Annotated in this window: 9 protein-coding genes and 1 pseudogene; 4 read left to right on the top strand and 6 right to left on the bottom strand. The window is 46.1% G+C overall.

The annotated features are described in order from the left end of the window. The first annotated feature begins 698 nt into the window (after positions 1–698). The 3 genes from Q502_RS11890 to Q502_RS11880 all read left to right on the top strand — a co-directional run bounded on the left by Q502_RS11890 (position 699) and on the right by Q502_RS11880 (position 4,435). A complete protein-coding gene (locus tag Q502_RS11890) occupies positions 699–1,733 on the top strand; it encodes an EpsG family protein (RefSeq protein WP_180977980.1) in 1,035 nt (344 codons plus the stop codon). 341 nt (positions 1,734–2,074) lie between these two features. Next, positions 2,075–3,094 carry a glycosyltransferase gene (locus tag Q502_RS11885; protein WP_180977981.1) on the top strand — a complete coding sequence of 340 codons (1,020 nt, stop codon included), beginning with the start codon at positions 2,075–2,077 and terminating at the stop codon, positions 3,092–3,094. A gap of 30 nt (positions 3,095–3,124) precedes the next feature. Then, on the top strand, positions 3,125–4,435 hold the full coding sequence (locus Q502_RS11880) for a UDP-glucose/GDP-mannose dehydrogenase family protein (RefSeq protein WP_102819308.1): 1,311 nt from the start codon (positions 3,125–3,127) through the stop codon (positions 4,433–4,435). Between the two features lie 484 nt (positions 4,436–4,919). On the opposite strand, the pseudogene Q502_RS11875 reads toward Q502_RS11880, so the two are convergent. Beyond that, positions 4,920–5,219: pseudogene (locus tag Q502_RS11875) on the bottom strand (DnaB-like helicase C-terminal domain-containing protein); the annotation flags it as partial. Between the two features lie 171 nt (positions 5,220–5,390). Between Q502_RS11875 and Q502_RS11870 the strand changes: the two are divergent. Next, positions 5,391–5,771, top strand: a complete 381-nt coding sequence (locus tag Q502_RS11870; protein WP_114794166.1) for a four helix bundle protein — start codon at positions 5,391–5,393, stop codon at positions 5,769–5,771. Positions 5,772–6,205: 434 nt separating this feature from the next. Here Q502_RS11870 and Q502_RS11865 read toward each other — a convergent pair whose 3' ends face one another. The 5 genes from Q502_RS11865 to Q502_RS11845 form a co-directional block, all read right to left on the bottom strand. Continuing rightward, the gene (locus tag Q502_RS11865; RefSeq protein ID WP_102819311.1) at positions 6,206–7,042 is read right to left on the bottom strand and encodes a hypothetical protein; all 837 of its coding nucleotides are present in this window, start codon (positions 7,040–7,042) and stop codon (positions 6,206–6,208) included. Next, positions 7,005–8,054 (bottom strand): helix-turn-helix domain-containing protein, encoded by a 1,050-nt coding sequence (locus tag Q502_RS11860; protein WP_102819312.1) that lies wholly within the window; start codon positions 8,052–8,054, stop codon positions 7,005–7,007. The genes Q502_RS11865 and Q502_RS11860 overlap by 38 nt, the downstream gene beginning before the upstream one ends. A 75-nt stretch (positions 8,055–8,129) precedes the next feature. Then, positions 8,130–8,495 carry a four helix bundle protein gene (locus Q502_RS11855; RefSeq protein ID WP_102819313.1) on the bottom strand — a complete coding sequence of 122 codons (366 nt, stop codon included), beginning with the start codon at positions 8,493–8,495 and terminating at the stop codon, positions 8,130–8,132. A 142-nt stretch (positions 8,496–8,637) separates the two neighbouring features. Further along, positions 8,638–9,156 (bottom strand): hypothetical protein, encoded by a 519-nt coding sequence (locus Q502_RS11850; protein ID WP_102819314.1) that lies wholly within the window; start codon positions 9,154–9,156, stop codon positions 8,638–8,640. Beyond that, the gene (locus tag Q502_RS11845; protein ID WP_112109527.1) at positions 9,134–10,237 is read right to left on the bottom strand and encodes a hypothetical protein; all 1,104 of its coding nucleotides are present in this window, start codon (positions 10,235–10,237) and stop codon (positions 9,134–9,136) included. Before Q502_RS11845 ends, Q502_RS11850 begins: the two co-directional genes overlap by 23 nt. Positions 10,238–10,380 lie beyond the last annotated feature (143 nt).

Here is a 10,380-nt window from a genome sequence, read left to right as displayed (position 1 = left end):
CTTCTATCTGAAATGAGTACGATTGTCTGTAACGATGCTATCGTACCTGCGGTACCGCAGATGCCTTCATTCACGATAATAACAACTCCTAACGAGGTACAGAGGAAAGCGCTTGAACTCGTCGGACTGAAACAACTCAGAAAACGTAGACAGAAATAACCACTTCATTTCTCTGAAATCATTTCAGATAGCTATTTCTTGCTTGTTCAGTTTGGGAACTTCAGACTAAAGAATTATTAACTTCAGGAACCATTGTCCAAAATATGTCCACTAATTAGTGAGTGGTTTGTTTGTTCTTAGATAATTTAGATTTATAGACTAGTGGTTGATCTACGAAAGTCCTAGAAGGAATATTCCAAGTGCTTTCTTCAGAAATCGCTGGTGCTTGCGCGTATGCGGTTTGAAGTTTTCAGTGATAGCTCAGTCAGATATTTTTAGAACCACATTTAGTCGAAAACTTTGAAGTTGGTTTAAGAGGGTGGTGTTCTGTCGATAACAGTAAGTGGTCTAGTGAATCGCTAGTGGATTGTATCAATTGAAGCAGATCGTAGATAATTCATCGACAAAGAAATCATGATCCGCTTTGGTAGAATGTAGAATGAAAGTGTTATTATTACGGATAGTTGATGGAAACTTGCATTTCTAAGATAGTGGAGAGTTTATTCTCACAATTCTTGTGCTAAACTAGGTGAAGTATGGTGTACTATTTCGTCTTCCTTATTGGTTTGATAGTTCTGCTTTTACTGCCACTTGCTTTTCGGAGAAAAGCAGTTTTGGTGATCACATTATTGACGCTTTTCTCTGGATTCAGATACGGAATCGGCACGGATTATTTCACTTATCGCAACATTTTTCTTAGATCTCGGTTCATAAATTATTCCAGAAGCCCATATGAGTTCGGTTTTCTCTTCCTAAACAAGTCAATCGCGTCATTGACCGAGCAGCCTGTTTGGCTATTCATTATCTGTGCGTTCTTGACTGCTCTATTTGCTATTGTGGCACTTAGGCTGCTATCTGAGGAATTCGGATGGGATTTTGAGGCTTCAGTGTTTTGCTATGTCGCCCTTGGTCACTACTTTGCATCGTTCAACATAACAAGACAAAGCCTTGCTGTGTCGATCATTCTCTTCGCTTTCAGTCAGTTTGCTAAGAATAGAAAGATTGCTTCGATAATTCTAGTACTTCTGGCCTCGACAATTCACTCCACTGCTGCAATAGTTCTGCCCTTCATTTTGCTTTCTAGGTTAAAGAACCGAGTTTTTTACCCTCTTTTTTTGGCGGTTTCCGTTCTGTCTTTGCTCTCATATGAGAGAATTCTCTCGCTGATATCAAGTTTCTTGCCTATTTACAGCGACTATGTCGGAACACGCTATACTTCGTCCGGTGCGAATATGCTGAACATTCTCCCATATATTGTGTTGATTTCCAGTGTGTTTGTATTCAAAAAGAGTCTTTTTGATGAAGAAGGTATCGGATTTTTCATGAAGTCACTGTTTGTTGGAACTGTCTTTAGCTTCTTCTCTTTGTTTGGGATAGCGTTTTCGAGAATTGCCGTCTACTTCTGGATTTCATCAGTAGTGGTTGTGCCAAGGTTTCTCAAGGGATTTCAAAAAGAAGAGAAGCCAATTATGTATTTGATAGTGATAACAACTCTGATCATCTATATGACTCTATATGTATCGAATTACGGCGACATGATTCCTTACACGACTGTTTTTGGCTTGTTGTCCTAACGATGTTTCGTAGGGAATTTGGCAAGGACATTATAGTGTTTCACTCCCCTTGTGTTTGCTAGACTCAAACAAGGTCAGGGAGATGCTATACAATAAACAAAGCAAGATTTGGGAACCGAGATTCAACAAGTAGCATCTAACATGCAATCAAAGCGCTGGAATCTTTTTGTAAATATGAAGAAGATGACTCGCACGTTTTATGAATGCTGTAAAAAGAGAGATGTTTGATTGGCACACTGGAACTCTTGACAAATACTTGTGAGGGATTATTCGCTGTTGTCGTGGCAAACTTCTTATGTGTTTACCAGAATAGCAGCAATTGTCGAATGGAGGGAGCACGGGTGCTTGTAAGAAGCATTGCAGGAAAGGTCTCGATAATTATCCCAGCATATAACGCTGAGAACACCATTGAACGCACAATAGCGTCGGTATTATCGCAAACTTGCGCCGATATTGAAGTTCTTGTTGTTAATGACGGCTCTACAGATAACACCGCTAACTGCGTGATCTCTAGATTTGGAAAGGATCAGAGAGTACGTTTGGTAAACCAAGTTAACCAAGGTGTTAGTGTTGCAAGAAACAGAGGAATTGAAGAAGCAAGAGGAGAGTACATTGTCTTCCTTGATTCAGATGACTTCTTGGAGCCTGAGTTTGCTTCAGTTCTGACTTCAATAATCAGTAGTACAGATTCAGACATTGCTTTCTGCGGCTATAGATGGGTAGATGAAAGCGGGAAGAGTATGAGGTTGGTCGTCCCGAAGAATGATGAAGGACTTGTGAAAGAAGGTGAATCTGTACTTCTTTCAATCTTCGAGGGTTCTATGAGTATCTGGACCGGAAGTGCCATCTATAGAAAGACTTTTCTCAGTAACAATCATCTACAATTTGTGCCTGGCGCCAAAAATGGCCAAGATAGGGAATTCATCTGGAAAGCTGTTCTCAAGGCAGAGCGAATTGTCGGTACAAAGAGAATCTTGAGTAATTATGTTATCAGAAATAATTCTTTGGTCAAGAACAAAGATATATCGAAAGCACATACCCTTGGCTGTATACGGAGAACTGGAAAATACCTACGAAGTAATACCAGAAACGAAAGAATCTTGTCGATATTTGAGAAACGAATAGTGCCAAGAGACTATACGGCTCTCGTGTATTTCTTTGCTATTCGCGGCTTCGATAAGAGGAAACTTCTTGAAATAGCGAGAAATTCCGGATATCGGTCCCAACTCAAAAGAATTCGCCTTAGATATGCTAAGTTGTCTGAGTATCTAGCTACTCGAGCTTTGCTTCTTGCTCCAAGAGCTACGATTTGGCTCTTCCGCGTAGTCGGGAGACGCTTGAGAAAAGATTTGCTGGACTAACAATCTCTGTCAGAAAAGGGAGTGGGAGATTTGTCGAAGAGAATCTCAGTAATAGGAACAGGTTACGTAGGTCTAGTTACAGGAACTGGTCTTGCAGACTTTGGTAATAGGGTTACTTGTGTTGACGTAGACAAGACAAAGATAGATATGCTCAACAACGGTCAGATTCCAATTTATGAGCCTGGTTTGAAAGAGCTTGTAGATAAGAACTTCAGAGAAGGAAGGCTTTCATTCACGACAGATATTGACAGAACGATAAAAGAGAGCGAAGTCGTATTCATAGGTGTCGGAACTCCCTCGAAGGATAACGGAGAGGCCGATCTCTCATACGTTGAAGCGGTTGTCGAATCGATAGCTAAGAATCTAGACGGATACAAAGTAATAGTCACCAAAAGCACAGTTCCCGTGGGAACAAACAGCTGGATCAAGAAAACGATTGTAGAGAAATCCGGAAGGGAAGACTTCGATATAATATCCAATCCCGAGTTTCTGAGAGAAGGAAGGGCAGTTCACGACGTCTTTCATCCAGACAGAGTAGTAATAGGTTATGAATCGGAAAGAGCCAAAGAGATTATCCAGGATATATACAAAGCCCTCTATATAATAGAAACCCCCTTTCTCTTCTGCAATCTCGAAACAGCCGAACTGATAAAATACGCCAGCAACGCATTCTTAGCGACAAAGATAACATTCATAAACCAGATAGCCAATCTCTGTGAAGCAGTTGGAGCCGATGTACACAAAGTAGCAAAGGGAATGGGAATGGATGGAAGGATAAGTCCAAAGTTTCTCCATCCGGGTCCCGGGTATGGTGGAAGTTGCTTCCCTAAAGACACAAAGGCACTTGTGGATATAGGCGACAAACACGGGGTAGATATGTCTCTCGTCAGGGAAGTAATAGAATCGAACGAAAAGCAGAAGGCAAGGATGGTTCAAAAACTTGAAAAACTCTTTGAAGGAAACTTGAAAGACAAGAGGATAGGGATCCTAGGACTTGCCTTCAAAGCCGAGACCGACGATATGAGAGACTCGCCTTCTTTAGTTGTAATAAGCGAGTTACTGAATAGAGGGGCAAAGATAGTAGCCCACGACCCTCAGGCGAAGGAGAATGCAAAGACAGTCTTTGGAGAGAGCATAGAATATGCAGACAACGAGTACAAGGCGATGAACAACAGCGATGCTATAATGATACTCACAGAGTGGAACCAGTATAGAAGCCTCGACCTTGACATGGCGAAGAAGCTTATGAAGGGTAACATCATATTAGATACGAGGAATCTTCTCGAACTAGAAAAGGCTAAATTGCTTGGTTTCATTTGTGAGGGAGTCGGGAGAGGTTAGCGAGTCTTTGCTCCAGATGTGATGGTGGGGCAGAATCGACAATCCGATACTATGTTAGTTTCGGCAACAGTGTAAAGAATTCCTGCCTTCAGTATATTGACTATTGTTCTATTGTTTGATGACCAGTCCCAAAGGAATCTTTCCTCTTTGTTCGTTCAGTAAATTATCAGTGACACTTGGCTCTTCTGGCGAAATGTTGCACAAATAGGCAGGAAGGATGTCTCTTCCTTCCTGCCGTTAGGGTGTGTGTGTAGTACAGTTGCAAAAAACCACGTTGTCCGTCAACGGTTCACCGTTCTCCGACCGAGAAAGCCGCTGTACGCTTGAAAGCAGGGAAACCGCTGGTCGCCCGCTGAGAGACGCTCAGCGCTCGAAAGAACCCTATGCCATGATGCAAGGACAATGAACCGTCACTTTTGAGGTTCCTCCGTTCTTCGAAGCCTTCGTTGACTAGATGTTGATCCAACCACTATCATCGGACCGGCTACCTGGGTAATGATTCCTTCTCTTCTTTCATCAGCATCGCTCTTTCCCAGTCGAAGTGAAGGACTGTCTCGCGGTTCACTGCCTCTCCCCTGTCTCTGGAGACTATGACGCGTAGCTCTTCTTTCGGAGCATTGTCGTCGTAGAAACGTTCGTGATGAAGCATGATTATCGTATCCGCGCAAGCGTTTATCTCTTCAGCGTCGTGAAAATCCTTCTGTTGAGGTATTTTGCCTGGATTGTCCAGGACTGTCCTCTTCATCTGACTACCGAGAATAATCGGAATCTCTAGAAGCAACGCGAGCTCCTTGAACCAGTCGGTCTCTCCCTAGAAATAGTTGTCAGTCAACGGTTCGCCGTTCTCCGAAAAGGGCAGATTCAATGGCCTAACCGCTCTTATGTTCTCTCAATAAACCGCTTCCTTGGACTGCTAAAGGTTCTTCTGCTATCATCATCATCGGGAGGTGTGATGATGGCTTTCAGATTCAAGGACCTCGAGGTTTGGAAGTTGAGCAAGGACTTCGCAAGGGATATCTACTCAGTTACCTCAACTTTTCCGGAGGAAGAGAGATACGCTTTGGTTTCTCAACTTCGCAGAGCCGCAGTCTCCGTTATGTCTAACATTGCCGAGGGGGCCGGTCGCCAATACAGAAAGGAATTCGTTCATTTCCTCTACATGGCCCGAGGCTCCCTCAATGAGACAGTTTCTCAGTTGGAACTTTCGTTCGAATTCGGCTACATCAACAAAGAGACTCTTGAAACTATTGAAGAGAGTGCCGAACGCATTAACCGAATGCTCTGGAAACTTTCGAAATCACTTGCTCCTTCCGCCTCGGAGAACGGTCAACGGTGAACCGTTAACTCTCTTGGGGTAGGTCAAGATCTTACGTACCTCCCAACAGGCAAGAAACTTCGTTGTCAGCTGCTGACTCAGAAGGTTGGTCAAGATCTTACGTACCTGCTTCCCCATACCCCCAGCGCACAGCCTTCAGCGGCTCTTTCACCACGAAGCGGAACTTGACTCGCCGAAGGCGAGACTGGCCTTTGCGAACCAAAGACTGGCCTGGCGTAGCCTGACTGGCTATTTTGTCGCCTCCTGCGAAGCAGCATCACTTCCCCGGATGCTTTTCCGGGCATCACTTCCTGGCGAAGCCAGCCGGTCCTTGCTCCACTCAGCGTACAGCGATCAGCGCTCAGCGGTTCTTCTCAGCGGATCCTTGCTCTACCCAGCGTTCAGCGATCAGCGGGTCTTTGGTCTTCCAGCGGCTCTACCCAGCGGTCCCTTCATCATTCACCCGATCTCCTGGCATCCTGCTGTTCCCTCGCCCCTTTTCGGCTGTGGAAATACTTGATTGATCTCTTCGTCCATTCCATGATCTCTTCATTCACTTCGTAGATATCGTTCAGCTCCTCGGCATCTCCGATCTCTTCGGCGTACGCCTCTGTTATCTTCTCTCTCAAGGTCGCTTCATAGCGGCGGACGTCCAGAAGCGCAGCCGCACGAAACATCTTTATGCTCTCTTCGACCTTGTCTATCATCTTGAGAGCCTTCGCAACGAGAAGGTAATTCTCCGCCTCGAAAGGATCGAGAAGCAGCGCTCTTTGAAGCCATGCGAGGGCATCGAGGGGTCTGTTCAGCTCGAGGTAAAGCTCACTCATTTCCCTTAACGCATTGCGGTCGTCGTTATCGTATGAGAGGGCCAGCCTGTACATCATCTCGCTCTTGTTCGGAAGGTTCAGCTTCCTGTACACCCTTGCGAGATCCTTTACGCTTCTCATGTCGTCGGGCCATCTCCTGTAACACTCCTCGAAGAGCCTTTTCGCTATGTGGAGATCGCCGAAATCTTCTGCAATCCTGCCAAGCACCAGGTATTCGCTGTCATACTTGAATTCGTCGAGCGGCTCCTCTTCAAGTTCCCAATTCGGGTCTTCTCTCAAGCCTATTTCCGTAATCGTCTTCAGATAAAGCTCCTTCGCCTTTTCCGTTTCTTCGAGAAACTGGTGCCTTCTTATTTCATTCAGTCTCATAATCATCATCATCTCTTTCACCTCTTCTTCGCTTTTGTACTTTGAACCATCACAAAGATCAGAGCCGGGCCTCGGCGCTCTCTTCTTCGAATTCATCGTCTAGAGAGCCTTCATCCTGCAGGCTATTTGAAGACGAAAGGAATTCTCTCTGCCTCTGGAGGATCTCTCCAAAGGAAATTCCTTCGTAGTGTCCATTCTTCCTTTCGGCTTCGAGCCTGTCGGCGTTCTTTCGTATGAGTTCGACTGCTTCGATCAGATCCTCTGTCCTGGAGGAATCTCCGAGATTGTCGTAGATAACCTTCGTCGTAAGGTCGGCCACTTTAGGGATCTCCAAGGAAGAGTTCAGCATGATCCCTGCGAGGAAGTTCTGCCTGCTTGCCGAAGGCCTCTCCATCCTGGCGAGTACCTTGCTCAGCTGGAAGTATCCCGTCGGGTCGAGCGGATGATCTCTCGTGAGTTTGTCGAACCAGAAGTAGGCCTCGGTAAGCTTTTCTTCTTCAAAGGCCATCTCTCCAAGCCGGAGGGTCGCCCAGAAATGCTTCGGGTCTTTTTTCAGAACCCATTTGTAATCTTCTTCGGCCTCTTCGAGTCTCCCGATCGACCTCTCTATGTCTGCAATGGAACAGAAGCCGCAGGTTTCATCAGGGTTTTTTTCGCAGAATTGTTTCAGCATCTCCAGTGCCTTTTCCTTCTCTCCGAAAAAGGCAGTCAGTCTGGCCGCGTCATACAAGGCGAAGCCGGAGAGCTTATCTTCGCCTTTCATGAGTTCTTCGTAGAAGACTCGGGCCTCTTTGATCTTCATGTCTCCTATGTACTTGTTTGTGATCCTTATTAGGTCTTCTTCTCTTGACTTCTTCTTCTTCTCCCCGGGAGAGCTTTTCTTGACAGCCGGATGGAGCTCGGGCTCATCCTTCAAACCGAGAAGAAAATCTATTGAGACATCCAGCGCCTCTGCTATCCTTAGCAATGTGTAGTACCCCGGGAACCTTTCTCCTTTCAGGTACGAAGTGAGTATTGAAGACCAGAGCTGGACCTTCTGCGCGAGCTCGGCTTCAGTCATATTCTTGTCTATCATTCTTTCCTTCAATCTTCTTCCAAATTCCTCCATATTTGCCTCCTTTAAGATTAGTTGCAAGCACAAGTTCCGCTGTACGCTGGAATAGCGGTCCTCAGTCAACCGTCATCAGTCCTCCGATTTTTCAAGAGATTTGGAGAGTTTCCAGAGCATTCTATTAATGCTTTCGGCCTTCTTCTCGATTAGGTCAAGCTGATCTCGATTCATATAGCCAAACTCAAAGGAGATCTCCAGCTGGGCAACCGTCTCGTTCAAAGAACCGCGGGCAAGATAGAGAAAATGGTCAAACTCTTTCTTGTATTTCCTCCCTGCTCCTTCAGCGATATTCGACATAACTGAAATCGCTGCCCGCCTTAATTGAGAGACAAGACCAAACTTCTCATCTGAAGAGAAGGATGAAGTCAACTCATACACATCCTTTGCGAAGGACTTGCTTACTTTCCAGACTTCCAGATTCTTGAAACCAAACGACATTTCACACCTCCGTAGCTCTTAAGTGTTTCTACACCTGTTTTCGGTCTCGAAGGGGTCTTATCGGTGGACGGTGGACCGTTGACCAATGACCTTTCTTCTTGTTGGCTTGCTCTTTTAAGCGTTCAGCGATCAGCGGATCTTCTCAGCGGCTCTTCGCTCCGGGTAAAACTCCACCGAAGAGTTTCGAGAGAAGCTCCTTGTTCACTTCCTCTTTCTTTCCGTTGAGCGCCTTGTCATTCTCCCTGAAATCGTATGATTCATATGCTTTTATGAACTGAGCCCTAATTACCCTTCTAGAATCACCAGTCATATCGCACAACTCCTGCCAGCCTATTGTCCTTTTCGCATTCTCCAGCCTTGGATCGTCGTAGAATTGCTCTTTGTAGATCCCGTATCTGTGAACATCCTCTATGACTATCTGCCAGGCGTCTTCCGCGCTCAACGAATCCTTTGTTTCATCCAGGGCGGCCTTTCTTATCGCGGCTATCGTCGGTGGTCTATGCGTGGTCATGATTAACCTGTGCACGGCTGCCGAGAAGGCCAAATCGGAGATGTCGGAGACCATCTTGTACCATAGCTCTGCCGCCGGTCTGTCGAGAGTGAATCCGGGGAAGGCCATCTTCAGCATTGCCAGTCCCTCAGCGAATGTGCTTCTGTCCATCCAGTCCAACTCCCACGAAGTCCCTGAGAACATCCGCCATCCTGTCGCCCCTGTTAGAGTACTTTCCCTCCAGGACCTTCTCGAAATTGGAGGGCTTCATAAGCCAGTCGAAGTCCGCCCTCCATCTCGTCACTCTCCCGGAGAGAAACTCGGATTCCTCCACCCTGTTGAAGTAGTCTTCCCAGAACTCTATAGCGGGATACTCCTTCCAGCGGGCGCGGACGTTTCTCTTTCTCGAACCCGACCATTTTGCCGACTCCTTCGGGGCAGGAAGAGAGGGGCAGAAGTCAATGAAGGCCTGACGGATCTTCTCGTACGGCACGCAAAAGTCGGCCGATCTCCGCTGGAACTGAGATTCATCCGATGCGAAAGGCGGAGAGTCGTCGTCTGTTTGGGCTCCGCAAAAAGAGGCGACTCCCTTTTCATCGTACGACTCAGCTTTCACATAAAATGTCGTCTGCTCTTCTCGATCCGTTTCCTCTTCTGATTTCTCTTCAACACCGGAAAGAGCCGACAATCCACCGGAAATCCGACTCTCACCCGTCAGTCTCACTGACGAATTACCGTTAGGTAATTGTGTACTTTCTTCTTTAGTTTTCTTTGGTTTAGTTTTGTTTATATTATTGGGATCAGTCGAGAACGCATCGGGAACGCATCGGGGACTCGTCGGGCTCTCATCGCGATCAACCGTGCTTTGGTCGAGAGCATTCAGTTCCTCGTCATCTGCGGCCTTTGGAATCTGATTCTCGGCACGCGTCGGGGTATCTGTCAGGGACGCGTCAGGTACGTGTCGGGTATCCATCGGGAACGCGAAAATCGAGTATTTTCCGGGGTTGAATCTGTCGCCCGACTCATAGGAAATGAGTCCCGCCTTGCAAAGTCTTCTTCTAGCTCTTGCGAGCTGCCCCTTCGTGCATCCATATACGCTCTGAACTATCCCGTTGGGAACTATGAAACTCTCGGGCCATCTCGCGTTGTTCGCATAGTCGAGTATGAAGAAATAAAGAGATGTCTCGAGAGAGTTGAACTTGTGTATCTTGTTCGCTATCCAAAAGTTGTTTATTAGTTCTATGTAATTCACGGTAAAACCTCCATAGAAATAGTTGTCAGTCAACGGTTCGCCGTTCTCCGAAAAGGTCAGATTCAATGGCCTAACCGCTCTTATGTTCTCTCAATAAACCGCTTCCTTGGACTGCTAAAGGTTCTTCTGCTATCATCATCATC

Origin of the sequence: Mesotoga sp. Brook.08.YT.4.2.5.2., assembly GCF_003351125.1 — a bacterium.
In the GTDB taxonomy this organism is placed as follows: Bacteria; Thermotogota; Thermotogae; order Petrotogales; family Kosmotogaceae; genus Mesotoga.
The sequence above is the reverse complement of the archived record's forward strand: the minus strand, read 5'-3'. Positions and strand labels throughout refer to the sequence as shown.